This window comes from Streptomyces tuirus, assembly GCF_014701095.1.
Taxonomy (GTDB): Bacteria; Actinomycetota; Actinomycetes; order Streptomycetales; family Streptomycetaceae; genus Streptomyces; species Streptomyces tuirus.
This window is the reverse complement of the sequence record NZ_AP023439.1, coordinates 4,856,916-4,880,372: the sequence shown is the minus strand read 5'-3', so window position 1 is coordinate 4,880,372 and position 23,457 is coordinate 4,856,916. Positions and strand designations below refer to the sequence as shown.

General features: G+C 71.4%; 24 protein-coding genes. 5 read left to right on the top strand and 19 right to left on the bottom strand.

Annotated features, from left to right (window positions below):
• Positions 1 to 87: 87 nt before the first annotated feature.
• From IGS69_RS22580 to IGS69_RS22515, 14 genes are all read right to left on the bottom strand, one after another.
• Positions 88 to 738, bottom strand: a complete 651-nt coding sequence (locus IGS69_RS22580; RefSeq protein ID WP_190902355.1) for an OmpA family protein — start codon at positions 736 to 738, stop codon at positions 88 to 90.
• 8 nt (positions 739 to 746) lie between these two features.
• On the bottom strand, positions 747 to 1,325 hold the full coding sequence (locus IGS69_RS22575; RefSeq protein WP_190902354.1) for a hypothetical protein: 579 nt from the start codon (positions 1,323 to 1,325) through the stop codon (positions 747 to 749).
• 34 nt (positions 1,326 to 1,359) lie between these two features.
• On the bottom strand, positions 1,360 to 1,962 hold the full coding sequence (locus IGS69_RS22570; RefSeq protein ID WP_190902353.1) for a pilus assembly protein TadG-related protein: 603 nt from the start codon (positions 1,960 to 1,962) through the stop codon (positions 1,360 to 1,362).
• Entirely contained in the window at positions 1,959 to 2,192 is a 234-nt protein-coding gene (locus tag IGS69_RS22565; RefSeq protein WP_190902352.1) for a Flp family type IVb pilin, read from the bottom strand. The genes IGS69_RS22570 and IGS69_RS22565 overlap by 4 nt, the downstream gene beginning before the upstream one ends.
• 148 nt (positions 2,193 to 2,340) lie before the next feature.
• Positions 2,341 to 3,309, bottom strand: coding sequence for a response regulator transcription factor (locus tag IGS69_RS22560; protein ID WP_190902351.1), 969 nt, complete (start codon positions 3,307 to 3,309; stop codon positions 2,341 to 2,343).
• Positions 3,310 to 3,335: 26 nt separating this feature from the next.
• Positions 3,336 to 4,529, bottom strand: coding sequence for a sensor histidine kinase (locus IGS69_RS22555; protein WP_190902350.1), 1,194 nt, complete (start codon positions 4,527 to 4,529; stop codon positions 3,336 to 3,338).
• Between the two features lie 942 nt (positions 4,530 to 5,471).
• On the bottom strand, positions 5,472 to 6,359 hold the full coding sequence (locus tag IGS69_RS22550; protein ID WP_190902349.1) for a DUF5936 domain-containing protein: 888 nt from the start codon (positions 6,357 to 6,359) through the stop codon (positions 5,472 to 5,474).
• Positions 6,360 to 6,375: 16 nt separating this feature from the next.
• On the bottom strand, positions 6,376 to 7,320 hold the full coding sequence (locus IGS69_RS22545) for a type II secretion system F family protein (RefSeq protein ID WP_190902348.1): 945 nt from the start codon (positions 7,318 to 7,320) through the stop codon (positions 6,376 to 6,378).
• 9 nt (positions 7,321 to 7,329) lie between these two features.
• A complete protein-coding gene (locus tag IGS69_RS22540; RefSeq protein WP_190902347.1) occupies positions 7,330 to 8,667 on the bottom strand; it encodes a CpaF family protein in 1,338 nt (445 codons plus the stop codon).
• A 25-nt stretch (positions 8,668 to 8,692) separates the two neighbouring features.
• Entirely contained in the window at positions 8,693 to 9,049 is a 357-nt protein-coding gene (locus IGS69_RS22535) for a TadE/TadG family type IV pilus assembly protein (RefSeq protein ID WP_190902346.1), read from the bottom strand.
• The gene (locus IGS69_RS22530; protein WP_232543790.1) at positions 9,046 to 9,375 is read right to left on the bottom strand and encodes a pilus assembly protein; all 330 of its coding nucleotides are present in this window, start codon (positions 9,373 to 9,375) and stop codon (positions 9,046 to 9,048) included. The genes IGS69_RS22535 and IGS69_RS22530 overlap by 4 nt, the downstream gene beginning before the upstream one ends.
• A gap of 71 nt (positions 9,376 to 9,446) precedes the next feature.
• On the bottom strand, positions 9,447 to 10,700 hold the full coding sequence (locus tag IGS69_RS22525) for an AAA family ATPase (protein WP_190902344.1): 1,254 nt from the start codon (positions 10,698 to 10,700) through the stop codon (positions 9,447 to 9,449).
• A gap of 9 nt (positions 10,701 to 10,709) precedes the next feature.
• The gene (gene cpaB, locus IGS69_RS22520; protein ID WP_190902343.1) at positions 10,710 to 11,417 is read right to left on the bottom strand and encodes a Flp pilus assembly protein CpaB; all 708 of its coding nucleotides are present in this window, start codon (positions 11,415 to 11,417) and stop codon (positions 10,710 to 10,712) included.
• 70 nt (positions 11,418 to 11,487) lie between these two features.
• On the bottom strand, positions 11,488 to 12,321 hold the full coding sequence (locus IGS69_RS22515) for a hypothetical protein (RefSeq protein ID WP_190904602.1): 834 nt from the start codon (positions 12,319 to 12,321) through the stop codon (positions 11,488 to 11,490).
• 385 nt (positions 12,322 to 12,706) lie between these two features.
• Here IGS69_RS22515 and IGS69_RS22510 point away from each other — a divergent pair, with 385 nt between their 5' ends.
• Genes IGS69_RS22510 through IGS69_RS22490 form a run of 5 tightly spaced genes read left to right on the top strand, consistent with a single transcriptional unit; the run spans position 12,707 to position 17,387 of the window.
• On the top strand, positions 12,707 to 14,263 hold the full coding sequence (locus IGS69_RS22510) for a hypothetical protein (RefSeq protein ID WP_190902342.1): 1,557 nt from the start codon (positions 12,707 to 12,709) through the stop codon (positions 14,261 to 14,263).
• 20 nt (positions 14,264 to 14,283) lie between these two features.
• The gene (locus IGS69_RS22505; RefSeq protein WP_190902341.1) at positions 14,284 to 14,844 is read left to right on the top strand and encodes a hypothetical protein; all 561 of its coding nucleotides are present in this window, start codon (positions 14,284 to 14,286) and stop codon (positions 14,842 to 14,844) included.
• A 2-nt stretch (positions 14,845 to 14,846) separates the two neighbouring features.
• Positions 14,847 to 15,281: a DUF3592 domain-containing protein gene (locus IGS69_RS22500; protein ID WP_190902340.1), complete on the top strand. Its 435-nt coding sequence runs from the start codon at positions 14,847 to 14,849 to the stop codon at positions 15,279 to 15,281.
• Complete coding sequence (locus IGS69_RS22495; protein WP_190902339.1) at positions 15,278 to 15,667, top strand: hypothetical protein; 390 nt, start codon at positions 15,278 to 15,280, stop codon at positions 15,665 to 15,667. The genes IGS69_RS22500 and IGS69_RS22495 overlap by 4 nt, the downstream gene beginning before the upstream one ends.
• Positions 15,668 to 15,698: 31 nt before the next feature.
• Entirely contained in the window at positions 15,699 to 17,387 is a 1,689-nt protein-coding gene (locus tag IGS69_RS22490; protein WP_190902338.1) for a chitinase, read from the top strand.
• A gap of 6 nt (positions 17,388 to 17,393) precedes the next feature.
• Here IGS69_RS22490 and IGS69_RS22485 read toward each other — a convergent pair whose 3' ends face one another.
• The 5 genes from IGS69_RS22485 to IGS69_RS22465 all read right to left on the bottom strand — a co-directional run bounded on the left by IGS69_RS22485 (position 17,394) and on the right by IGS69_RS22465 (position 23,243).
• Entirely contained in the window at positions 17,394 to 17,804 is a 411-nt protein-coding gene (locus tag IGS69_RS22485; protein WP_190902337.1) for a hypothetical protein, read from the bottom strand.
• Between the two features lie 17 nt (positions 17,805 to 17,821).
• Entirely contained in the window at positions 17,822 to 19,138 is a 1,317-nt protein-coding gene (locus IGS69_RS22480) for an Nramp family divalent metal transporter (RefSeq protein ID WP_190902336.1), read from the bottom strand.
• Between the two features lie 102 nt (positions 19,139 to 19,240).
• Entirely contained in the window at positions 19,241 to 19,723 is a 483-nt protein-coding gene (locus IGS69_RS22475; RefSeq protein WP_232543615.1) for an ATP-binding protein, read from the bottom strand.
• Positions 19,724 to 19,803: 80 nt separating this feature from the next.
• Positions 19,804 to 20,703 carry an MEDS domain-containing protein gene (locus IGS69_RS22470; protein ID WP_190902335.1) on the bottom strand — a complete coding sequence of 300 codons (900 nt, stop codon included), beginning with the start codon at positions 20,701 to 20,703 and terminating at the stop codon, positions 19,804 to 19,806.
• Between the two features lie 47 nt (positions 20,704 to 20,750).
• On the bottom strand, positions 20,751 to 23,243 hold the full coding sequence (locus IGS69_RS22465) for an ATP-binding protein (protein ID WP_190902334.1): 2,493 nt from the start codon (positions 23,241 to 23,243) through the stop codon (positions 20,751 to 20,753).
• Positions 23,244 to 23,457 lie beyond the last annotated feature (214 nt).

Here is a 23,457-nt window from a genome sequence, read left to right as displayed (position 1 = left end):
TCAAGACGGGCACTGAGCCGAGGCTAAGGAACGTCGATCAGTCACGCGTGGGCCCGTGGCCCCAACCCTGGGCCCACTTTCGGTGACTCAACTCTCTGTGCGCGGAAAGGAGACCTCGACCCGGCGGTTCTTCTTGCGGCCGGTTTCCGAGGAGTTGTCGGCGATCGGGTACTGCTCGCCGTAGCCGCGGACCTCGTAGGTGACGTTGGAGTCGGTCAGTTCCTGGTCGAGGACGTTCTGTACGGCGTCGGCTCGTTTCCGGGACAGGACGTCGCCGTGGGCGGAGGAGCCGAGGTTGTCCGTGAAGCCGAAGACGCGGATCTTCGTCGCGTTCTGCGTCTTGATCTCCTCGGCGATCGCGGAGATCCGGGCCTTCGCCTCGCCGCTGAGTTTCGCGCTGTCCTTGCCGAAGAGGACCTCGGCCTGGAGGGCGAACTTGACGTCGGCGTTGGTGTCTTCGCGGCGTTCGTCACCGCTCTGGTCTTCGACGACCTGCTTGATGTCGAGGACCTTGGGTTCGGCGAGGGTGGCGCCTTCGGGGAGCTTGAGGTCGGGGTCGTTGGGGTCGACGTCGACAGGGGCTGAGGCGGAGGCCTCCGTGCCGGGGGGCACGCCGGGGGTTTCGTCGGCGTGGGCCGAGACGGCGCCGTAGATGTTCGTGGCGACCATCAGGCCGGCGGCGGTGAGGACGAGGGCGAGGCGTGGAGTCGCCGTTCGGCTGCGCGTGGGGGTCTTCATGGCCGGCCTCACCCGGAGATCTTGATGGTGCCGCTGGAGAATGTCGGGACCTGCAGGGTGACGTCTGTTGCGCTCGCGGGCGGTGCAGGGAACTGGATGAAGACGGGGATGGTCTGCCCGGACTCGATCGTGGTGAGCCCTGTGGTCGTCAGCGGTCGTCCCTCGGTGTCGCGCAGTACGTAGTAGCGCTTCTTCCCCTTCGAGTCCACGAGTGTCGCGCCACCGAGTGACGTGCCGTGCTTGAGGATCTCCGTCTCGTCACCGCGAAGTGCTGAGGGGATCACCAGTGAACCGGATCCGTCGTTCTTGAACTGGCCGTTCACGGTGAGGAATCCGCCCGCATCCCGCTGTGCGGACGTGATCTGAAGGAGCAGGCCGTCCTTGCCCTTGAGTTCGGTCAGCGGCGCCTCGGACTTGCCCTCCTGAGCGCTCGGTGCGGAGCCGCGGTCCTTCGAAGCAGAGGCCGAGGTCTCCGGCTTCTTGTCGTCGCCACCACCGCCGCAGCCGACCGCGCCCAGGGCCAGTCCGCCCGCCATGGTCAACGCGACCACCCTCCTGCGGGCCCTCTCAGTGAACCGCATGCTCATCTCTCCGCTTCCTTCGTCACTCGTCGTTCGCTTCTCAGTCAGCCAGGTGGACGTCGAAAAGATCCTCGGGTTCCGGAAGCTCGGTGAGATCGTCCGGTTTAAGGTCCCAGTTCTTACCGTCGCAGGTGAGGCCAGGGAGCACGTCGTCCCCCGCACCCTCGGGAAGCGGCTTGAACTCGCAGAGGGGCTCGATGACGGCCGTCGCAGTGGCGCTCGACTTCTTCTGTGCTGTTGCGGGGACTATGGACTCTCCCATGGTCTTCCGCGTCTGCACGACGACCTCGTAGCCCAGCGGCACTCCGGTACCCGAACACCCTTCGACATCTGCGTCGTTCTGCCCGGCGAGCTGATACGCACGCAAGCACGGGTCGCCCACCAGTTGTACGTCGCCGTCGAAGATGTCCTGCCACTGGTCGGGGTCGAGAACGGCCTCGACCCACTCGCCTGCAAGCTGATCCCGGGCTTCCTGGGCCGCCGCGAGCGCCGCGGCGTCAGCCGCCGTCTGAGCGCCGCCTCGATTCACCGTGGCCTGGCCGACCGCGAAGTAGGCGAGCGCGAGAAAGAGCAGGCCCCCCACCACCGTGATGTAGATGGGGAAGGCCTGCCCTGCGTCGCCGTACGTGCGAGGTCGCGTCAATTCCCGACCCGGTTGATCAGATTCGTGATCTTGTCGAGGATCGTCGTACCGATGCTGGTGCCCGTGATCGCCAGCACAATCGCCACCACCACCGCGATGATGCCCAGGTACTCGACCGCCGTCTGACCCTTGTCGCCGGCGCGGCGGCGCATCGCTTCGGCCGTCGTGTTCTTCCAGCCGTTCACGCGGACCTTGGTCGCGACGGCGGTCTTCAGCATCAGGTCGCTCATGGTGTTCCCCTCCGGGTTCGGCTGTGTCGCTTTCGACACGAGGAACGTACGGCGGAACGCCCTGTCCGCCAGAGGGCCCCTGGGCCCAATTCCGGGCCCAATCGGCCGGGCCCAGCCGTCGGTTGTGCCACCGTCGCGTCACCGGAGGTCACCCCCGTCCCCGGTGTGCGTCCGGGGCCGTGCCGATCCACTTCGCGGCGGCCTCGGAGCGGCTGGTGCTGTGGAGCTTGGCGAAGATGCGGTTGATGTGGTTCTTGACGGTCTTCTCGCTGATGAAGCACGTGGCGGCGATCTGCTGGTTGTTCATGCCGGACGCGATGAGGTCCATGATCTCCGCCTCCCTCGTGCTCAGTTGGAACCGTGACCTGTCGGGAGCGGCCGGACGGCCACTCGTCCACTCAGACGAAGACTGTCCCACATGTGGTTGCATGTGCGAAAGCATTTCTGGCGAAGTGGGCGGGGGTGGCGCCTGCGGCCCCTCGAAATGTGCTGGTGGAGTGGGTTGTTGACGTTGCATATACGTCTGTCCGGGCGTGGAATGTCCGTATGCAGTCGCACTCGATGACTGGCCAAGGCCCTCCGGCAGCGGTGGAGCCGGGGCCGGGTCCTGGCGGAGTTGGGCCACCAGGGCGCCCGCCGCCGTCGGGGTGAAGTGGGCCCGGCCCTCCTTGATGTCGCGTACCGCGTCGACCAACTGGTCCGCCGTGAACTCGCCGTGGACCAGGTAGCCGCCCGCCCCCCGGCGCAGGGCCTCGTGGACGATCTCCGACTCCCTGCTGTAGGTCAGCATCATCACCGGTGCGATCCGCACCAGGTACGGGAGGGCCGAGATGCCGTCCACGCCGGGCATGCGGACGTCCAGGAGGACGACGTCCGGGCGGTGCTGGTGGGCGGCCTCGTAGGCCTGGCGGCCGTCGGCGGCCTCCGCCACGACCTCGATGTCCGGGCGGCCGGAGAGCAGCGCGGTGAGGCCGGCGCGGACCACGGGGTTGTCGTCCGCCACGACGACCCGGAGGCGGCGGACCGGTGGTGCCGGGTGCGGGAGCGGGAGGTCGGCGAACGGGTGGTGCGGTGGCGGCTGCGGGGCGCCGGTGAAGTGGGGCGTCTGGTCCGGCATCAGGGGCCTCCTCTCGGGTCGTGGGGTCATGCGGCGGGGGTGGTCAGGGCGGCCAGGGGGAGTTCCAGGCGGACCTCCGTGCCCTGGGGGTGGCCGCCGCGGCCTATGCGGATGCGGGCGCCGACCGAGGCGGCGCGTTCGACCATGCCGACCAGGCCGAAGTGGCCCGCGCGGCGCAGTTGTTCGAGGGTGGTGCCGGGTGGGAGGCCGCGGCCGTCGTCGTAGACGCAGATGCGGAGCAGGTCGCCGTGGACGCCCGCGCTGACGTCGACGCGGGTGGGGCGGGCGTGCCGGTGGGCGTTCTCCATGGCTTCCGAGGCGATGGTGAGGAGCTGGCGGGCCACCGCCGGCGGGACCGGCGGCACGGCGTGGGCGCCGGTGGGGCGGTAGACCGCCGGGAGGCCGGTGCGGGTGCTGAAGTCACGAGTGCGGGCGGCCAGTTCGACCAGGACGTCCGTGGCCTGGTCCGGGTCCGACTCGCGGCGCAGGTCGGCCAGGAGTTCGCGGGATTCGGCGGCCGCCCGGCGGGCCGAACGGGCGACGAGCGCTGCCTGCTGTCTCACCAGGACCGGGTCCATGCGGTCGGCGTCGGTCGAGGTGGTGAGGCCGTCGGCAGCCAGGGCCACGCCGTGCAGGGTCTTGGCGACGGAGTCGTGCATCTCGCGGGCCAGGCGGGCGCGCTCGGCACTGACCGCTTCCGTCACGGCGAGTCGGGCCTGGACGGTGGTGAGGGCCTGGGTGGCCGCGCCGAAGCGGAGCATGAGATTGCGGAGGCTGGAGCCGACCGCTCCTGCGATGACGCAGAGGCCGGGCAGGAGGGCGGACTCGGTGATGCCGGGGGCCGGGTCCTCCTGTGCCGCGTGGATGAGGAGCAGCAGGAGGGCCTGGAGGGAGGCGAAGACCGCCGCGCCTCGCCAGCCGTAGACCAGGCCTGCCAGGAGGGGGGTGCAGACGCTGACGTAGGCGAGGGTGCTGTCGGGTCCGGCCGCGATGAGGAGCAGGGCGCCGAAGAGGGTGTCCGCGGCGAGGAGGGAGGGGTGGCGCAGGAGGAGGGGGCCGAAGCGTTCCCAGTCCCTGAAGAGGACGTAGGAGGTCATGAACGTGACGACCACGGCCGCGCCGACGAGGCGAGTGGGGAGGCCGTCGTTCGCGTTCACGAGGGCGGTGGGGGTGGCCAGGGCGATCATCGCCAGACGGAAGCCGAAGACCTGGCGGCACATGGCTTGCAGGGCGTTGACCTGGATGCCGATCGCGGGGTTCGCGGCACCGGCCGGGCCAGCGGCGGGGGGCTGGGCTGCGGCCGGGCCTGCGGCAGGGGTCGGGGCTGTGGCAGGGGTTGGGGCTGCGGCCGGGATCGGGGCTTCGGCCGGGCCTGCGGCAGGGGTCGGGGCTGTGGCAGGGGTCGGGGCTTCGGCCGGGCCTGCCGCCGGGCCCGGCGCTGCGGCTGGACTTGCTGCCGGGACCGGCACCTCAGCTGGTCCTGCGGCCGGGTTCGGCGATACGGCCGCCGGACCTGCCGCTGGGACCGGCGCTGCGGCCGGGCCTCCCGCCGGGACCGGGGTTTCGGCCGGACCTGCGGCGGGGTTCGCGGCACCGGCCGGTCCTGCGGCCGGGTTCGGCGCTGCGGCCGCCGGACCTGCCGCCGCGATCGGCTCTACGGCCGGACCTGCCGCCGGGACCGGCTCTACGGCCGGACCTGCCGCCGGGACCGGCATTTCGGCTGGACCTGCGGCCCGGCCGCCGCTCCCGCCGCCGTCGGCGGCCGGCGCGCCCGGCTCCTGTGTGGGCGCGGCGTCACCGGAGGCGGAGCGACCGTGAGCCTGGTCCTGTGGATGCGGCCGGGGGCCGTGTGCCCTACCCGTCGCCCCCTGGGCACGGGCGTCCACCGCCGCCACCCGGGGCAACGCCCCTTCCCGACGTCCGCCCCCCTTGATCCGCAGCGTCGGCTCCCCGCCGACGAACCCCGCGGCCGCCTCCCACCCCGGCGGCAGCGCGGGCGTCACGGACGTCACCGGTACGTCCGGCGCGCCCGTGCGGACGTGCGGGGGCAGCACCGTCCCCGCCGGGGGCGTGGTGATCTCCGGGTTCTGCTCGGCCCGGCGGCGGCGTCGTCCCAGCAGCCCCGTCCGTTCCCCTGTCATCGACATGGCGTCGCCCCTCCCCTACTTCCCCGTCACCGAGCCGAAGTCCGTGCCCGAGCCGAGGATCAGACCCGCGCCGAGCAGGAGCATCGTGGCCGGGACCATGAAGGTCGTGATCATCATCGTGGCCTTGGGGACGGCCCGGGCCGCCTTGCGGCGGGCGTTCTGCGCGTCCGTGCGGCGCATGTCCTTCGCGAGGGACACCAGCGTGTCGACGATCGGCGCGCCCAGTTCCTCGCCCTGCTGCAGTGCCGTCACGAACATCGCCACCTGCTCGGAGTCGTTGCGGCGGCGCAGTTCCGCGAAGGCCTGGCGGCGGCTCATGCCGAGGTCCATCTGGCGCAGCGTGATGCGCAGTTCGTCGGCCCAGGGGCCCTCGTACCGGGACGAGACCCGGTCCAGCGCCTGGCGGAAGCCGAGGCCCGCGCTCACCACGACCGCGAGGACGTCGAGGAAGTCCGGGAGGGTCCGTTCGATGACGTCCTTGCGGATGCGGATCGCCGACCAGATGCCGACCTCCGTCCAGAACGCGCCGAAGGCCAGCAGAAGCAGGGCGACCAGCAGCTGGCCCCGCATGAGGAAGACCAGGAAGCCCACGGCTCCGAGGAAGCCGTAGACCGCCCGGCGTGCGGCGTACCTGTCGATGGTCAGGCCGCCGGGGTTGCCCGCGAGGTCGATCTTGCGGCGGTACTTCGCCACCTGTTTCGGGCCCATCAGGCGCAGCACGGCGGGCGCGTAACGCATGCCCATACGGTCGATGAGCGAGTCGACCGCGCCGGTGCGCGTGGAGCCGACCTCCAGGGCCAGTGCGAGGTCGCCGGGCAGTTTGGCCTCCGCGCGGTACATGCGGAGGCCGGCGAAGACGCCCCAGACGCCGAGGCCCATCAGCAGGGCGAGAAGCAGTCCCATGGTTGCCTCCTGGCTCTCAGACGTCGATGCGGGACAGGCGGCGGATGAGGACGAAGCCGACGGCGTAGAGAGCGAAGGCGATGATGACCGCCGCCTGGCCGAAGGGGGAGCCGGTCATGCGGTCCAGGGCGCCGTCCTTCACCCCGTTCATCAGGAACAGGGAGCCGACGCCGAGGACCGGGACGGCGTACGACGTCATGGTGACCTGGGACAGCTGGGTGCGGACCTCGCGCCGGGTCTCCTTGCGTTCCTCCAGCGTCTCCGTCAGGTTGCGCAGCGCGCTGACGACCTGGCCGCCCGCCCGGTTCGACAGCACCAGCGTGGTGACCAGGACGACCAGTTCGCGGGAGGGGAGGCGGTCCGCCAGTTCTCCCAGTGCGTCGTCCAGGGAGGCGCCCACCGCCAGCTGGGCGGAGACCTTGCCGAGTTCCTCCCCCGCCGGGGCCTCCATCTCCTCCGCCGCCATCCCGATCGCCGTGCGCAGGGCCAGCCCCGCCTGGGTCGCGTTGGCCAGGATCCGGGCCATCTCGGGCAGCTGGTTGATGAACTTCTCGATGCGCTTCTGGCGTTGCCAGTTGAGGAACTGGACCGCCACGCCGATGCCGAGCAGGCCGGCCAGCGGGCCGAAGAACGGGGCCAGGGCCGCCTGGCCGATCAGCCACAGGCTCGCGACCGTGGCGAGCATGTAGACGAAGAACTCACCCGGGGTGACGTCCAGGCCGGTCGCCGCGAGCCGCAGCTCCAGCTTCTTGCCGAGCCTGGTGCGTCGCAGACGGCGGTCGATCCCGCGGAAGTTGCGGCGCCGGCCGCCCACGGGGACCTGGCCGGTGGCGGACAGGCGGTCGACCAGGGCCTGCCGCTGTGCCTTGCCCGTGGCGTAGGAGTGCAGGCCGACGACCACCAGGACGCAGGTCAGCAGCGTGACGCCGGTGGTGAGCGTGATGAGCGTTTGCAGTTCCATCGGTCGGTCCTACCTGGCTTCTCGGGTGGCTAGCTCGTCCGCGGACCGGGCGATGCCGAACGCCTGCGGGAGAGGCTGGTTCGCCATGTAGAGGCGGTCGGCGGTGCGGCGTGGGAGGGGGTAGTACTCGAAGGCGCCGTGGATACGGCCGTCGGAGCTCATCGGCTGCGCGTTGAAGCGGGCGACCGTGACCAGCCGGTACGGGTCACTGCCGTGGCTGTCCATCAGCGCGATCTCGGTGATGCGGCGGGCGCCGTCCGCGAACCGGGTCAGCTGCACGATGACGTCGACCGCGCTGTTGATCTGGTCGTGCAGCGCCACGAAGGGGATCTCCACGTCCGACATGGAGGCCAGCGTCTGCAGCCGCATCAGCGCGTCCTCGGCGCTGTTGGCGTGGACGGTGGCGAGGGAACCGTCGTGGCCGGTCGACATCGCCTGGAGCATGTCGAGGGACTCGCCGCCGCGGACCTCACCGACGACGATCCGGTCGGGGCGCATGCGCAGGGAGTTGCGGACGAGGTCGCGGATGCTGACCTGGCCCTTGCCCTCGACGTTCGGCGGGCGGGACTCCAGGCGGATGACGTGGGCCTGCTGGAGCTGGAGTTCGGCGGAGTCCTCGATGGTGATGATGCGTTCGCGTTCGGGGATGAGCCCGGAGAGCGCGTTGAGCAGGGTCGTCTTTCCCGTGCCCGTCGCGCCGGAGACGATGAGGTTGAACTTCGCCTGCACCAGGCCCGCCAGCAGGTACAGCATGTGCTCGTCGAGCGAGCCGAGTCCGATCAGCTCCTGGAGCGTGAAGGAGCGCGGGAAGCGGCGGATGGTGAGGGTGGCGCCGGTCAGGGACAGCGGCGGGATGATGACGTTGACGCGCTCGCCGGAGGGGAGGCGGGCGTCCACCATCGGGTTGGACTCGTCGACGCGGCGGTTGACCGTCGAGACGATCCGCTCGATCGTCTGCATGAGCTGGTCGTTGGAGGCGAAGCGCAACGGCAGCTGCTCGACCCGTCCCCCGCGCTCCACGAAGATCGCGTCCGGGCCGTTGACCATGATCTCGGTGATGGACGCGTCCTCCAGCAGCGGCTCCAGGATGCCGAGGCCCAGTGCCTCGTCGACCACCCTGCGGATCAGCTGCGCGCGCTCCACCGTCGACAGGACCGGGCCCTCGCGGCTGATGATGTGCCCGAGCACCCGCTCCAGCCGTGCCCGGCGCTCGGCCGCGGCCAGCGAACTCATCTCCGCGAGGTCGATCTCCTCCAGGAGCTTGGCCCGGTAGGAGGCGACCATGTGGCCGTCCTCGCCCCGGTTGCCGTTCTCCTCGGGGGTGTTGATCCGTGCTCGCAGGCTCATGAGTGCGGTGCTCCTAGCTCGTTGCTCAGTGGTCGAGCGGCATCGTCGCGGTCTTGACGGCCGGGTCGAGGTTCCAGCCCGGCACGAGGGACGGGATCCGCACGGTGGCCGTGACCGTGACCTCGTCCCCCCCGAACGACGGCAGGCAACTGGTCTCATCGGCCAGCCAACTGCTCACCGCCGCCCGGCAGTCCGCCTCGTACGGCCCCTCCAGCGACGCGCTGCGCGCTCCCGTCCTGGCCGCCGTGCCGGCCTGCTGGGCCGTGTAGGCGATCAGGCCGAGCTGTACGGCCCCGAGGGCGACGATCAGCAGGATCGGCAGGAAGCCGATGTACTCGATGGCGACCTGGCCTCGGTCGCGGGCCTTGCGGACACCGGTCATCTCGGTTTCGCCTCCTCGACGGCCCCGGCGTGGCCGTGGACCGTGAACCCGAAGGTCAGCGTGCCGGGGAAGAGGACCGGGACCTGGAGGCGCGCGTCGGCCGTCACGTAGCCGGAGCCCTGGCAGGTCACCTCGGCCCCCGACCGCCACGCATCCGACAGATGCTTCAGTCCGGCCTCCTCGCACACGCCCTGCCGCGCCCCCGGCTCGGCCGCCGTCGCCTGCCGTACCGCCTCGTCCGCAGCGTTGCCCGCGAGGATGTAGGTGTAGCCGACGAGGACGACCTGCCACAGTGCGATCAGCGTCACGATGATCGTCGGCGTCATCCCGAGGAACTCGATGGTCACCTGACCCTTGTCCCGCCCCCGCCGCTCCAGCCGCTCCCTCAAGAGCACCCTCACCCCTCCCTCCTCCGCCGAAAGCTCACCGATCCCCGGTCGCCGCCCCGGAACCCCCGGCCCGCCTTCTGCGCACCGTCGGGCGCCTTGACCAGGCCCAGTTCGCCTGCCAGGCCCCACAGGGCCTGCTTCACCGAGCTCCTGTTCTCCAGTTCGTGGATCCGGCCCGCGTCCACGACGCTCTGGAGTTCCTTGAAGTTGGCGGGGACGACGGTGGCGGCGACCGCCGTGCCGGTGATCTTCTGGATGAGGGGCGGCTGGATCTCCGTGCCGCGCGAGTGCCGGTTGACGACGACGGTCGTCTCCTCGGCCTTGCGGATCTGGAGCCGGTCCCACATCCGCACGGCCCGTTTGGCGCCCCGTACGGCCACCACGTCGGGGGTGGTGACCAGCAGGGCCCGGTCGGCCATCTCCACGGCCGCCGCCCCGGCTCCGCCGAGCTGGGCGCCGCAGTCGATGACGACGACCTCGTAGCGGGAGCGCAGGGCGCTGACGATCTGGCGGGCGGCGCGGTCGGTGACGTCCTCGCCGCGTTCCCCTTCGGCGGGGGCGAGCAGCAGGGCGAGGCCGGTGTCGTGGCGGAAGACCGCGTCGGCCAGGACGCGCGGGGAGATGTCGGTGATGGCGGCGAGGTCGACGACGGAGCGGCGGAACTGGACGTCCAGGTAGGAGGCGATGTCGCCGGTCTGGAGGTCCATGTCGACCAGGGCGGTGCTGCGACCGGAGGCCTGGGCGGCCAGGGCCAGCTGGATGGCCGTCAGGGTGGTCCCGGCGCCGCCCTTGGCGCCGCTGACCGTGACGACGGTGCCGCCGACGCCGGTGAACACGTCGCCGCCGGCGCCCAGGTGGCGCCGTACGCCGACGGACCACTGGGCGACCGCCTGGACGCGGCTGGCGAGTTCCTCGTAGCTGAGGGGCAGGGCGACCAGGCCGCGGGCGCCGTAGTCCATGGCGGCCTGGAAGAGGCCGGGGCTCGCGTCGGAGGTGACGAGGATGACGCCGACGGCCGGGAAGCGCAGGGCCACTTCGCGGATCAGCTCCAGCGCGGGGACCGGGCCGATCCGCTCGTGCACCACCACGACCTCGGGCAGCTCGTCGACGGACTCGGCGGCCAGGCGCGCGAGGGTGTCGATGAGCTGGGTGGAGTCGACGACCGGGGCGACGGGCTCGGCGTCCGGGAGCTGGCTGAGCAGTGTCGTGATCGACCGGACCGCGTCCGTGTCACCGACTGCCGGGAGGATCCTCGTGGGCATGGCAGCCTCTCACTTGTCTTTCGCGAGTTCGTACGTCCGGTCCCGCTCGGGGACGGTGGTGTCGCTGCCGGGCGCGACGAGGGCGAGCCGGACCCGCTTCGCGAACGACTCGGCGTAGGTGATGCGCTGCGCGTCGAGGGCGGACAGTGCGAACGTGATCGGGACGGCGTCGGTGGGCTGCCGGGTGCGGTTGGACTCGTCGGGCTCGAGGGGGGTGAGGTCGCCGACGTCGAGGACCTTGGCGTTGGTGACGATGATCTTCGACTGGTCGGGGTCGCCCTCGCGTGCGCCCTCGAAGGTGGCGTAGACGTTGACCGAGGCGCCGGGCGTGATCTTGCCGGCCACGCCGGTCGCCGCGTCGATCATGATGGCGACCTCCTGCTGGCCGGGCTGGAGGGCCGGCCGGCGGACGATCATGTCCGACTGGAGCAGGGAGCCCGCTTCCAGCGTGGTCACGGCGATCTTGCCCTGTATCTCCCGCAGATCGGTGACCGCGTTGTCGGACAGCCACCGTTCGGGCATCTCGATCTTCTCGAACTGGCCCGTGCTGAGCGTGGTGTAGGGCGGCACGTCGGATTTCAGCCGGTAGGCGGTGACCTCGGGCCCGACCTTCGACTTCACGTCGCTGATGACGGAGAGCACGCCGGTGAACGCGCCGAGGGCGCAGACGATCGACAGGAGCAGGAGGATCACGCCGCGGCGCTGACGGGAGTTCATGAACCGTACAACCTCGTTGGGGATATCGGTCGAGCGGGATCGGAACAGTGCTGACGAGCGGTGTCAGGCCTCAGCCGACGGCCGTTCGGTTCTCGAGCTGCTTGCGGGGCGGGCTGTCGTGGTCGGGTGGTGTGGCCGAACAGAACACGCAGCGGTCGCCGATGACGTCGATGCCGCACCAGTGGCACCGGCCGCGCCGGACGGAGGTGACCAGCTGGTAGAGGACGGACAGGTCGGGCAGGTAGCTGCAGAACTCGATGAGCTTGCCGGTGCCCCACCAGCCGGGCGACTCCGCCGGGAGCGGGGTCTCGCGCAGCCCCTGCACCTTCCAGGAGGGGGCGAGGGTGCCGGTGACCCAGTCGGACTGGAGCTGCCCCTTGGCGACCAGCATCCACGTGCCGAACTCGGGGCCGGGGAGGGCGGCTTCGGGGGTGATCCTGACCAGTTGCGGCTCGGGGTGGGCGAGGACGCCGAACTGGCTGCCGGGCACCCAGGACTTGGCGTGCGACTTCAGGCCGACGGGGACGCGGTCGAGGCGGGTGACGGAGCTCAGCAGCGCGCCGGCGTGGATGTAGTGGACGAGCAGCCGGCCGGCGGAGGCGAGCACGCCGGGGCTGATGTCGCAGGAGGCGAGCTGGCGCAACTGCCGGGCCAGGACGGCCAGTCCGAGGGGCGGCAGGTCCGGTCGGAACAGGGCGATGCGGTCGCTCTCCATGAGGGAACGCAGGGTGTGCAGCCGTCGCTGCACCGCGGTGGGCGCGGCCTGTGAGCAGACCACGATCACATGCCCGTGGTGCTCGACCAGGGCCTGCATCTCGGCCAGCGCCTGCTCCAGGGGGCGCCGGGCCACGTCCCGCAGCACGACGGCGGGCAGGGTGCGTTCGTCCTGTGGTGGCAGCGCCATGTCGGCACTGGTCACGGCAATGGCAGTTGGCACGCGCAGCTCCCCGTTTCCCCATGCCCGTCGGAACGCCGGGTGTCACTCCGGCGCACCGTGTCGACTTCACTGCGTGACTACCTCAGCACTGTATCCACGCCTCTGTGACCGGAGAACAGCGTTTGTGTAGCTGACGAGCAACTGTCGTTGCACAAGATGCGTCAAAACGGGGCAGGTTGAGCATCTTGCCGGTCGGCTCGGCGGGCCCGGGCGACCCCGGGCGGTGGGCCCAGCGGGCCCAGTGGTGACGGTGGGCCTTGGTTTGGGCCCTGAGGCCCACGCCCGACGCGGTGTCGCGAACCTACGCTCGCCGTCCGAAAACACACGTGGACCGGACGGGGAGGGGTGCCGTATGGCGGGCGGGGGCGGCATACGGGGGTACGGGCGCAGACCGGTCTTCGACGACCGTGGGGCGACCGGCACCGAGTACCTGGGCATGGTCGTCGTCAGCGCGGCGATCGTGCTGGCCGTCTCGGCCACCGGCGTCGGCCGGCTGGTCTACGACAGGATCGCCGCGCAGGTGTGCCGGGTCGCCGGGGGCGACTGCGGGACGGGCGGGCCCGGGCCGGACAAGCCGCTCACGGACGCGGACTTCGAGCCGGCGCTGTGCCAGGTCTCCTCCGTCACGGACAAGGCGGGCTCCAAGGCGAAGATCTTCTTCTGGGAGATCGGCAAGGAGTACGGCTTCCAGGAGCAGCATCTGAAGGCGAGGACGGACGTCAACGGGGACGGCAAGGTCGACGACAGCGACCAGCTGGTCTACCTGACGTTCACGGACGCCGCCTCGGTCGCCGCGAAGAAGGACTTCAAGCCCGGTATGAAGGTGGGCCGGTTCGGCGGCGACAAGGTGGAGCTGGGGCTCGGCATCAAGGTCACCAACGGCGACACCTGGGTGTTCCGGAGCCCCGAGGAGGCCCAGCGCTTCCGGGACGACGTGGAGAAGCTCCAGATGTACGAGACGCGGCGCACGATGCCCGGCGGCGCGGAGGCGAGCGTCGGCGACAGCATCCTCTATCTCTTCGGCAAGGGCCCCCTCAAGGACGAGGAGGACACCCAGAACCGGATCAAGGAGAACCTCGGCGACAACCGGAAGATCACCTACGGCAAGGTGGGTCTGGAGGCCTCGGCGTCGGCGGGCCTGAAGATCTCAGCGGGCGACGAGAAGAAGCTGAGCGCCGCGCTCGGCGGCACCTTCAAGTACTCCCCCGAGGTGACCTGGACCGACAACTCCTACAAGGGCACCAAGTCGTACACGTACTCCTCGTCCATCGAGTACGGCTCCAAGGTGGGCTACGAGGCGGGGCCGCTGAGCGGCGAGTACACGGCGAACACGACGCAGACGGGCACCATCACGGTCACCTACGACAAGAAGACCGGCAAGCTGGTCCGCGTCGACATGACCCGCACCGTCGAGAAGGGCGGCCAGAAGGACGGCGCCAAGGCCGGTGGCGACAACGGCAGGAAGGACGGTGACAAGCGGGGCGGCAGCGCCGGGGTGAAGGGCACCGACTCGCAGACCGGCATCGAGATCGTGAGCAACACCCTCACCTTCGACCCCGGCCCGGCCGGCGACCAGGACCGGGCGGTCGCCGAGCGCTGGCTGGACAGCACCAACGAGCAGGCCGCCACGCCTTTCCAGTACATGTTCGCCGACCACGCCCCGACGGCCCGGCCGGGCGCCGACGACCCCTTCGGGCAGCAGATGTTCGACGAGGGCACGTCGAGCCGGATGACGTACACGGGTGAGGTGAACGCGGCCGAGTACGGCTTCGAGTTGAATCTGGGGCTCAGTCTGGGCATGACGATCAGCACGGAGAAGAAGGCGGAGACCCTGACCGACGCCCAGTTCCTGGGGGCGCCCCACGGGGACGGCCGCTCCTATCTTCCCTACAGCTACTGTGCGAACTGACGAGACGGGAGCACCTGCCGATGAAGACCCGCCGTGCCTGCCTGGCCGCCGCCCTGCTGACGACCGCGTTGGCCCTGACCGGCTGCGGGGACACCGGCTCCGGCGCGGGCTCGGTGCCCGAGGGCTGGGGGACGCTGAAGACGAAGGGCGTCGACGTGTCGTACCCGAAGGGCTACACCGAGCAGAGCGCCGCCGAGCGCGGCGAGCACAACGCCGCGGCGGCGGTGCGCACGCAGGGCGGGAAGAAGGTCTCCGTCATCACCGTGCAGCTCGCCTTCACCGAGGCGGACTCCCCCGAGCAGGCCGCGATAGCCGCCGAGGCGGGCATCCAGATGGGTGCGGACGTCAAGGGCCAGAAGGACGTGGAGCTGGCCGGCGCGGACGGGGCGAGGCGGATCGACTTCTCCTTCAAGGCGACCGGCGAGGACGGCGGACCGGCCAGGGGCACCCCCGTCGAAGGCGTGACCCTGGCCGGGCTGGACTCGAAGGACACCGCCTTCGCGATCCGGATCGACGCCGAGCAGGGGTCCCTGCCGGACGGGGACCTGGACCGGATCATCGACTCGGTCGAGGTGCACTAGCCGTGGAGGTGCCGGGCGCCGGATACGTCGTACTCGCCCTGCTCGTCGCGCTGTTCGGCGCGCTGTCGTGGAGGTACGCGCGGCGGCTGGTGACAGTGACGCGGGTCCTGCGGCGCGGTGTCCGGGCGGACGGCAGCTGCGTCCGGGTGGAGACGGAGCCCTATCAGCGCTCCGACGCCCGGCGGCACTTCTTCGCCTTCCGTACGGCGGACGGCGCGCGGGTGGAGTTCGAGGAGCTGGCGGGCCCGTCGACGTCGGAGGGCAGCCCGGTCACCGTCACCTACGACCCGCGCGACCCGGAAGGCACGGCGACGGTCGCGGGCCGGGGCAGCTGGTCCCCGGTGCTCCAGTCGCTGGCCCTGGCCGCGGGCTGCGGCATGGCCGCGGCCGGTTTCGCGCTCCTGCTCTTCTTCGAGATCACCGGGGGCAACCCATGACGCTCGTGCGCTGCTGGGCCGTCGGCATCGTGGTGCTCGTCCTCACCGAGTACGTCCAGGTGACGCTGATTCACGATCCGCTGGTCGGCCCGGAGGGCGTCGGTTCGTTCGGGGCCGCGCTGGCGCTGGTGCACCTGCCGAACCTGGTGTGTGTCGTGCTGGCCACCTGGGCGGCGGCGCGGGTGCATCCGCAGCCGTGGCGGGACCTGCCGGTGCGGCACCTGCTCGCAGCCTGCGCGGTCCCGGCGGCGGCACAGGTGCTGCTGCTGGCGCTGCGGCCGAGCGTGCTGGACCCGGCGGGCGCGGCGTTCTGGATGTCGGCCGTGGTGCTGCTGGGCGGATGCGCGGTGGGACTGCTGCTCGACAGGTTGGTCTGGACCTCTTGACAGCCGCTTTGGTCTGGACCATTTTCTTGTCATGTCCCCACACAGACGATCCCTGCGGTTCTGGTCGGGTGCCGTCACGGCTGCCCTGGCCCTCACCCTCACGACCGTCGGCCAGGCCAGCGCCGCCGACGTCAACAACGCCAGGAACGCCGGCTTCGAATCGGGCCTGAGCGACTGGACCTGCTCGGCGGGCAGCGGTACGACGGTCTCCTCCCCGGTGCGCACCGGCGCTGCCGCGCTCCGGGCGACCCCGTCGGGGCAGGACAACGCCCGGTGCGCCCAGACGGTGCGGGTGAAGCCCAACTCGACGTACAGCCTGGGCGCCTGGGTCCGGGGCGGGTACGCCTACCTCGGCGTGACCGGCACCGGCACGACGGACGTGTCCACCTGGACGCCCGACTCCTCGTCCTGGAAGCAGCTGTCGACCACCTTCACCACGGGCTCCTCCACGACCTCGGTGACGGTGTACACGCACGGCTGGTACGGGCAGGCGGCGTACTACGCGGACGACGTGTCGGTGTTCGGCCCCGACGGCGGCGGGGGCACGGACCCGGGCCCGACGATCCCGTCCGCGCCGGCCGGCCTGAACGTCTCCGGCACGACGTCCTCGTCGGTGTCGCTGGCCTGGAACGCCGTCTCCGGGGCGACGGGTTACACCGTCTACCGCGACGGCACGAAGGTGACCGCGGTCTCGGGCACCTCGGCGACCGTGACCGGGCTCGCGGCCTCGACGTCGTACTCCTTCCAGGTCACGGCGACGAACGGGGCCGGTGAGTCGCCGAAGTCGGCGGCGGTGACGGGCACCACGAGCAAGCCGAACGGCCCCGGCCCCGCGCTGCCCAAGCACGCGGTGACCGGCTACTGGCAGAACTTCGACAACGGCGCGACGGTCCAGAAACTCTCCGACGTCCAGGCGCAGTACGACATCATCGCCGTCGCCTTCGCGGACGCGACCTCGACGCCGGGCGCGGTCACCTTCAACCTCGACTCGGCCGGTCTCGGCGGCTACACCGTCGACCAGTTCAAGGCCGATATCCGGGCCAAGCAGGCCGCCGGGAAGAAGGTCATCGTCTCGGTCGGCGGCGAACGCGGCACGGTGGCGGTGAACGACGCCGCGTCGGCGGCGAACTTCGCGAACAGCGTGTACTCCCTGATGCAGACCTACGGCTTCGACGGCGTCGACATCGACCTGGAGAACGGCCTCAACGCGACCTACATGACGCAGGCGCTGCGCTCGCTCTCGGCGAAGGCCGGCTCGTCGCTGATCATCACGATGGCGCCGCAGACCATCGACATGCAGTCGACGTCGAACTCCTACTTCCAGACGGCCCTGAACATCAAGGACATCCTCACGGTCGTCAACATGCAGTACTACAACAGCGGTTCCATGCTGGGCTGCGACGGCAAGGTCTACAGCCAGGGCTCGGTCGACTTCCTGACGGCCCTGGCCTGCATCCAGCTGGAGGGCGGCCTGGCCCCGTCCCAGGTCGGGCTCGGCCTGCCCGCCTCCACCCGGGGCGCGGGCAGCGGCTACGTCTCACCGACCGTGGTGAACAACGCCCTGGACTGTCTGGCCAAGGGCACCGGGTGCGGATCCTTCAAGCCGCCCCGGACGTACCCCGGTCTGCGCGGCGCGATGACCTGGTCCACCAACTGGGACGCGACGGCCGGCAACGCCTGGTCCAACGCGGTGGGGCCGCATGTGCACGGGCTGCCGTAGCGGGCCCTATCCCAGCGGGCGGTAGTGGCCGAGGACCCAGGCCAGCTGCGGGAACCACTCCTGGAGCCGCGTCCTGGGCCTTGCCTCCACCACGCACTCGTAGAACCTGCCGTCCACGTGGACCACGGCGACCATCAGCGCCTTGCCGTCCGGGCTCGCCCGGTAGTGGACGCTTCGGATCTCCGGCCAGCTGAACTCGACCGTGAGGCCGGAGGTCTCGAAGGCCACGCCGGACGCGTCGACGACGACCGCGTTGCGCTTGTCGACGGCCAGGAAGTCCGGGCCCGCCGCCGCCGGTTGCTGCGGCGGCGGCGCCTGGGCGTACGGCGGCGGAGGCGGCGCGTACTGCGGCGGGAGCGGCGCGTACTGCGGCGGGGGCGGGCCGAAGCCCGGGCCGGGTGGCGGCTGCTGGGTCATCCGGCCATTCTCCCGCCTCAGAAGAACTCGCCCCACGGCTGGTCCCAGATCTGCTTCACGCACAGGACCAGGAACAGCAGGCCGGCGACGGCGAGCATGGCGTTGCTCAGGAGGCCGTTGCGCCACTCCCGGGGTGTGCGGGAGGAGTTGAGGAGCCAGATCAGGGTGGCGGCCAGGAAGGGCAGGAAGGCCGCGCCGAGCACTCCGTAGATGATGATCAGCCGGAAGGGCTGGCCCTCGAAGAGCAGGATCATCGGCGGGAAAGTCAGCCAGAGCAGGTAGGCGCGGAACGGCCAGGAGCGTTCGCGGGTCCCGGAGGCGACTTCCTCGCCCTTGGCCTGGCCGGTGCCCGACAGGCGGGCCACGAAGTCGGCGAACATCAGGCTCACGCCGTGCCAGACGCCGATCAGCGAGGTGAAGGACGTGGCGAAGAAGCCGATCAGGAAGAACTTGGCGGTGGCCGAGCCGTACTCCTCCTCCAGGATGTCGCCCAGCTGGATCAGGCCCTTGTCGCCGCTCGCGATGGCGACGTTCGCCGAGTGGAGCAGCTCCGCGCCGACGAACAGCATGGCGATGACGAAGATGCCGGTCGTGGCGTAGGCGACGCGGTTGTCCAGCCGCATGACCTTCATCCAGCTCGTGTCGGTCCAGCCCTTGGCGTTGACCCAGTAGCCGTAGGCCGCGAGCGTGATCGTGCCGCCCACACCGCCGATCAGGCCCAGCGTGTTGAGGATGGAGTCCTTCTCGTCCGGCAGCACCGGCAGGAGCCCGGCGAAGGCGTCGGCGATGTTCGGCGTGACCCGGATCGCGAGGTACACCGTCACCACGAACATGACGCCCACCAGGACCGTCATGACCTTCTCGAACACCGCGTACTTGTTGAACCAGACGAAGACCAGACCGACCAGGCCGCAGGCGATGCCCCACCACTTGAGGTCCATCACGTCCGGGAACAGGGCCTGCAACGGCAGCGCGCTCGACGACATCGCCGCGGCGCCGTAGACGAAGCCCCACACCACGACGTAGACCGCGAAGAACCAGGTCGTCCAGCGGCCGAGACTCGCCCAGCCGTCGAACAGGGTGCGGCCCGTGGACAAATGCCAGCGGCCGGCCGCCTCGGCCAGGGAGATCTTCACCAGGCAGCCGATGATCGCGGCCCACAGAAGGGTGTAGCCGAAGTTGCTGCCCGCGATCAGCGTGGCGACCAGGTCACCGGCGCCGACACCGGTCGCCGCGACGACGATGCCCGGACCGATGTGTCTCCAACTCGCTTTCCGGGGCTGCGGGGGTTGGATGGCCTCGTTCTCGGTGGTGTTTCCCGTGGTGTCCGCCATGCAGGTCAAGAAAGCCCAAAGGCGCCCGCAGGACAAGAGGGCCTGACCGGATCTTCACGCGATGCCCGTAGGACACCCCGCCCGGTCAGGCCCAGCGGAGCGTCACGGCTGTCGCCGACCGCAGCCGTTCGATCCGCACGTGCCGAGCTCGAACCACACGGTCTTGCCCGGCCCGTCCCGTTGGCAGCCCCAGCGCTGGGCGAGCGCGTCCACCAGGAACATTCCGCGGCCGTTCTCCCCGGTGCCCGCGTCCACCACCCGCGGCACGCGGCGTTCGGCGTCGGCGACCTCGCAGCGCAGCACGCCGTGCGCGGCGAAGAGGGTGAGACGGAAGCCGCTCCGGGCGTGTACCAGGGCGTTGGTGGCCAGTTCGCCGACGAGCAGTTCGGCCACGTCCGCGACCTCGCCGTCCTCGCCGAGCCCCCAGCCCTCCAACTGCCTGCGGACCTCCGCGCGTGCCTCGCGGACGGCGGAGGGCCGGGGTGCGTACTCGACACTCAGGTGGCCTGCTCCCAGGGGCGGTTGCGGGAACGGGCCGTAGCGGGCGTCGGGGTCCGGCAGGTGCCGCCCGGAGAGTTGCAGCATGGGTCCAGGGTGATCCCCGGGGGTGGTCCGGCACAGGGGGAGGACTACCCGATCCGCTACCTGCTTGTGCAGGTAGGGGGCTATGCGTACTGGAGACGGACCGTCGCTCCCCGGGCGTCGTCGCGGATGTCCACGTACGCGCAGACCTGACGCGCGTACCACAGCCCCGGGCCCGGATCCGGGCCGTCGGCCGGCGGGACGAAACCGGCGAGCGGATCGTCGAGCCGGCGTGCCGAGCGCAGTTCGGCGACGCAGGCGGGTGCCTCGCCCCACAGCAGGAGTTCACCGCCGAGGGGCGCGAGGGCCGCCGCGGTCTCCGCCACGGCCGCGGCGAACAACTCGGCGTCCGCGGCGGGCAGTCCGCGCCCGACCGCCCAGCTCTGCACGGTCGCGGTGCGCGGCTCCGCGAGGGACAGCGCACCGGCCGGGGGCGACGGCAGGGGGACGGCGTCGAGTTCGGCGGCGAGCCGCGGCGGGTCCTCGTAGACCTCCGTGTCGGGGTGCGCGCGGCGGGCCGCGGCGACGACGGCGGGCCCGGCGGTGCGGGTGTCGTAGGCGCACAAGGCGGTCGTGGCCATGGGCGCGAAGAGGAGGTTGGCGAGGGCCTCGTAGCGGATCCATTCGGTGGTCTCGCGGGCCGAGCGGCCGGCGCGTCCGCTCCACATCGGCTCCATGACGAGGTGGAGCCGGCCGCCGGGGCCGGCGTTCGCGGTGAGGTAGGAGGCGGCCTGGGCGATGGCGTTGGCGGCGGAGCCGGTGTACCAGTCGGTGTGGGGGATGCAGGTGACGTCCTTCGCGTCGGGGCCGAGGGCGTCGCGCAGGAGGTCCAGGTTGTACGGGGCGGCGACGGCCACCGGGGGCGGCTCGCCGGAGGCGCCGAGGCCTTCGCCGAGGAAGGGCAGGGTGGCGTTCACGAAGCCGTCGTCGGAGTCGAAGACGGCCATGCGGTGGTCGAACAGGCTGGGTTCTGCGGTGGTCACGTGATCCCCTCGGGTGGGTGTGGGTGCGGGGCGGGAGTGCGGGCGGGTCAGCGCTGTGCCGTCATCCAGGCGGCGATCTGGCTGCGGTTGCTGAAGCCGAGCTTGCTGAGGATGCGTTCCACATGGCCTTCGGCCGTGCGGCGGGCGATCACCAGGCGGTCCGCGATCTGCTGGTTGGCGAGCCCCTCGGCGACGAGCCGGGCGACCTCGGTCTCGCGGCGGGTCAGACGGACCGTGGTGTCGTCGTGCGGCGGCGGGGCGGCCTCCGCGGGGTGGGGGCGGCCCGGCTCCTGGAGGGCGTGGCCGACCAGTTCCGCGAGAGCGAGCGTGTGACCCCGCCGGTGGGCCCGCTCGAACGCGTCGCGGCCGAGCGCCGGGGCCGCCCGCTCCTCGCTGTCCCGGCGTACGGAGTTGAGGGTGTGGGAGCCCCAGCGGCCGGTGTCGATGTCGGTCCAGACGCGGTCGGCGCCGCCCAGCAGCACGGCGGCGTGCTCGTGGGCGCCGCGTCCGGCGGCGATCGACGCGAGCAGGTCGAGGGTGAGGGCGATGCCGATGACGTCGTGGACGGCGAGTTTCAGCCGCAGGGCCTCGCGGCCGTGGCGTTCGGCCCGGGGCCAGTCGCGGCGCACGGAGTGCGCGAGGGCGAGTATGCGCAGCACATAGGACCTGACCCATTGCTCGCCGTGCCGCTCGCACAGCCCGAGGGCCTGTTCGCAGACCTCGACGGCCCGCTCGGTCTCGCCCAGGAAGCCCAGCGCGCAGGCGAGTTCGACCTGGTCGAGGCCGACGAGGCTGAGGTGCTGGCCGGGGACGGGACCGCGGGCGACGGTGGTCTCGAAGTGCCGCAGCGCTCCGGGCAGGTCGTCGCCGAACAGCCGGATGACGCCGATGACGTACTCGGCGTGGGCGGCCTCGGCGGCGTCGCCCAGGGCGCGGGCGAGGGCGAGGGCCTCGGTGGCGTGGCGGCGGCCCCGGGGGAAGTCCCGGGTGGCGGCGGCCAGCAGCCCGGCGACCCACAGGCCGCGGGCCCGTTCCCGGGTCGGCTCTGGGGCGGCGGCCAGGGCCCGGTCGAGCCAGTACAGGCCTTCCCGGGAGGCGCCGCAGGCGTGCCAGTAGAACCAGAGCGTGCCGGCGAGACGCAGTCCGGCGAGGGTCTCGCCGGGGGCGGAGAGACTGAAGTCGAGGGCGGCGCGCAGATTGTCCCGGTCGGCGCGCAGCCGGGCGACCGTCTCCGGCTGCCCGGGCCCGAACCAGCCGCGCTCGCACTCCTCGGCCCGCCGCAGCATCCAGTCGCGCTGGCGCCGCCGGGCGGCCTCCTCCTCCCCCGCGACCCGCCTCAACTGTTCGAGACCGTACTGCCGCAGGGTGTCGAGCAGCCGGTAGCGCACACCGCCGGGCCCGGGCTCCCGGCAGAGCACGGACTTGTCCACGAGCCCGGCGACGGCTTCCAGGACGTCGTCGGTGCGCAGGCCGGGGGGTGGGAGGGTGAGGGTGGCCCCGGCGGGTGCGGCCGCGGGGTGGAGGCGTGTTCCGGGGAGCTCGGTGGGCTGGGCCGGCACCGCGGGCAGGGCGGTCGGGTGTGGGTGCGGAACGAGGTGCCCCGCGCCTTCCGGCGGCCGGGCGACGGATTGCGGCGTCGCGTCCGCGCACACCGCCTCCGCCGTCTCCAGGTCGAAGCTGCCCGCCAGGACCGACAGCCGGGCCCATACGGCCTGTTCGGGCAGTGTGCACAGGTCGTGGCTCCAGGCGACCGCGGCCCGCAGGGTCTGGTGGCGGGGCAGGGCCGCGGGGCTGCCGGTGGTGAGGAAGCGGTAGCGGTCGTCGAGGCGGTCGAGGAGCTGGTCGACGCCGAGGACGCGCATGCGGACGGCGGCGAGTTCGATGGCGAGGGGCAGACCGTCCAGGCGGTGACACAGGCGGGCGACGGAGGCGCGGTTGGCGGGGGTGAGGCGGAAGCCGGGGACGACGGCGGCGGCCCGGTCGGCGAAGAGCGTGAGGGCCGGGTAGCCCTCGGCGGCGGACAGGTCGGCGTCCGGGTCGGGTACCGGCAGCGGCCGTACCTCCAGCAGGTGCTCCTCGGTGAGGCCGAGCCGGTGCCGGCTGGTGGCGAGGATCCGGACGCCCTCGGTGCCGTGCAGCAGGGCCGCGGCGAGCCGGGCGCACGCACCCGCCAGGTGCTCGCAGTTGTCGACGACGAGGAGCAGCCGCCGGTCCCGTACCTGTTCGACGAGGGCGTCCAGAGCCGGCTGGGCGGAGCGGTCGTGCAGGCCCAGAGCGTCGGCGGCGGCAAGGGGGACGAGGGCCGGGTCGTGCAGTCCGGACAGGTGGACGAAGCGCACACCGTCCGGGAAGGCCCGCCGCACACGGGCCGCGATGCGTGCCGCGAGCCGGGTCTTGCCGACACCGCCCGGTCCGGTCAGCGTCACCAGTCGTGCGCGGGCCAGCAGTTCGCGGCCCTGGGTCAGTTCGCCACGCCGGTCGACGAAGCTGGTCGTCTCGGCCGGCAGGTGGTGGTCCCGTCGTGGCGCTGATCCGCCCATGATCAGCCAGTCCTCTGATGGGGTGGGGGTCCGGGGATCCGGACACTCCGGCTCCCCTTGCGCGGACCCTCACCCTCTCCCGTTGCGTACATATATGCACGCCAGGGCCACCCCTGTGGGTGCACTTCGGGCGGGACCCCTCGACCGCGGCGCCGCGCGCGTACACTGCGCGGCCACTTTCAGTCTTGACCTGCTCATGCCATTAGCAGGACGA

What these genes read in the sequence shown, in the direction of transcription:
- IGS69_RS22485 (WP_190902337.1), bottom strand. Translation starts at nt 17,804, where the DNA reads ATGACCCAGCAGCCGCCACCCGGCCCGGGCTTCGGCCCGCCCCCGCCG.
- IGS69_RS22475 (WP_232543615.1), bottom strand. Translation starts at nt 19,723, where the DNA reads ATGCTGCAACTCTCCGGGCGGCACCTGCCGGACCCCGACGCCCGCTAC.
- IGS69_RS22525 (WP_190902344.1), bottom strand. Translation starts at nt 10,700, where the DNA reads ATGCCCACGAGGATCCTCCCGGCAGTCGGTGACACGGACGCGGTCCGG.
- IGS69_RS22555 (WP_190902350.1), bottom strand. Translation starts at nt 4,529, where the DNA reads ATGTGCCGCCAGGTCTTCGGCTTCCGTCTGGCGATGATCGCCCTGGCC.
- IGS69_RS22550 (WP_190902349.1), bottom strand. Translation starts at nt 6,359, where the DNA reads ATGGGACTGCTTCTCGCCCTGCTGATGGGCCTCGGCGTCTGGGGCGTC.
- IGS69_RS22535 (WP_190902346.1), bottom strand. Translation starts at nt 9,049, where the DNA reads ATGACCGGTGTCCGCAAGGCCCGCGACCGAGGCCAGGTCGCCATCGAG.
- IGS69_RS22465 (WP_190902334.1), bottom strand. Translation starts at nt 23,243, where the DNA reads ATGGGCGGATCAGCGCCACGACGGGACCACCACCTGCCGGCCGAGACG.
- IGS69_RS22565 (WP_190902352.1), bottom strand. Translation starts at nt 2,192, where the DNA reads ATGAGCGACCTGATGCTGAAGACCGCCGTCGCGACCAAGGTCCGCGTG.
- IGS69_RS22495 (WP_190902339.1), top strand. Translation starts at nt 15,278, where the DNA reads ATGACGCTCGTGCGCTGCTGGGCCGTCGGCATCGTGGTGCTCGTCCTC.
- IGS69_RS22540 (WP_190902347.1), bottom strand. Translation starts at nt 8,667, where the DNA reads ATGAGCCTGCGAGCACGGATCAACACCCCCGAGGAGAACGGCAACCGG.
- IGS69_RS22490 (WP_190902338.1), top strand. Translation starts at nt 15,699, where the DNA reads ATGTCCCCACACAGACGATCCCTGCGGTTCTGGTCGGGTGCCGTCACG.
- IGS69_RS22580 (WP_190902355.1), bottom strand. Translation starts at nt 738, where the DNA reads ATGAAGACCCCCACGCGCAGCCGAACGGCGACTCCACGCCTCGCCCTC.
- IGS69_RS22505 (WP_190902341.1), top strand. Translation starts at nt 14,284, where the DNA reads ATGAAGACCCGCCGTGCCTGCCTGGCCGCCGCCCTGCTGACGACCGCG.
- IGS69_RS22545 (WP_190902348.1), bottom strand. Translation starts at nt 7,320, where the DNA reads ATGGAACTGCAAACGCTCATCACGCTCACCACCGGCGTCACGCTGCTG.
- IGS69_RS22560 (WP_190902351.1), bottom strand. Translation starts at nt 3,309, where the DNA reads ATGCCGGACCAGACGCCCCACTTCACCGGCGCCCCGCAGCCGCCACCG.
- IGS69_RS22530 (WP_232543790.1), bottom strand. Translation starts at nt 9,375, where the DNA reads ATGACGCCGACGATCATCGTGACGCTGATCGCACTGTGGCAGGTCGTC.
- IGS69_RS22510 (WP_190902342.1), top strand. Translation starts at nt 12,707, where the DNA reads ATGGCGGGCGGGGGCGGCATACGGGGGTACGGGCGCAGACCGGTCTTC.
- IGS69_RS22575 (WP_190902354.1), bottom strand. Translation starts at nt 1,325, where the DNA reads ATGAGCATGCGGTTCACTGAGAGGGCCCGCAGGAGGGTGGTCGCGTTG.
- IGS69_RS22515 (WP_190904602.1), bottom strand. Translation starts at nt 12,321, where the DNA reads ATGGCGCTGCCACCACAGGACGAACGCACCCTGCCCGCCGTCGTGCTG.
- cpaB (WP_190902343.1), bottom strand. Translation starts at nt 11,417, where the DNA reads ATGAACTCCCGTCAGCGCCGCGGCGTGATCCTCCTGCTCCTGTCGATC.
- IGS69_RS22480 (WP_190902336.1), bottom strand. Translation starts at nt 19,138, where the DNA reads ATGGCGGACACCACGGGAAACACCACCGAGAACGAGGCCATCCAACCC.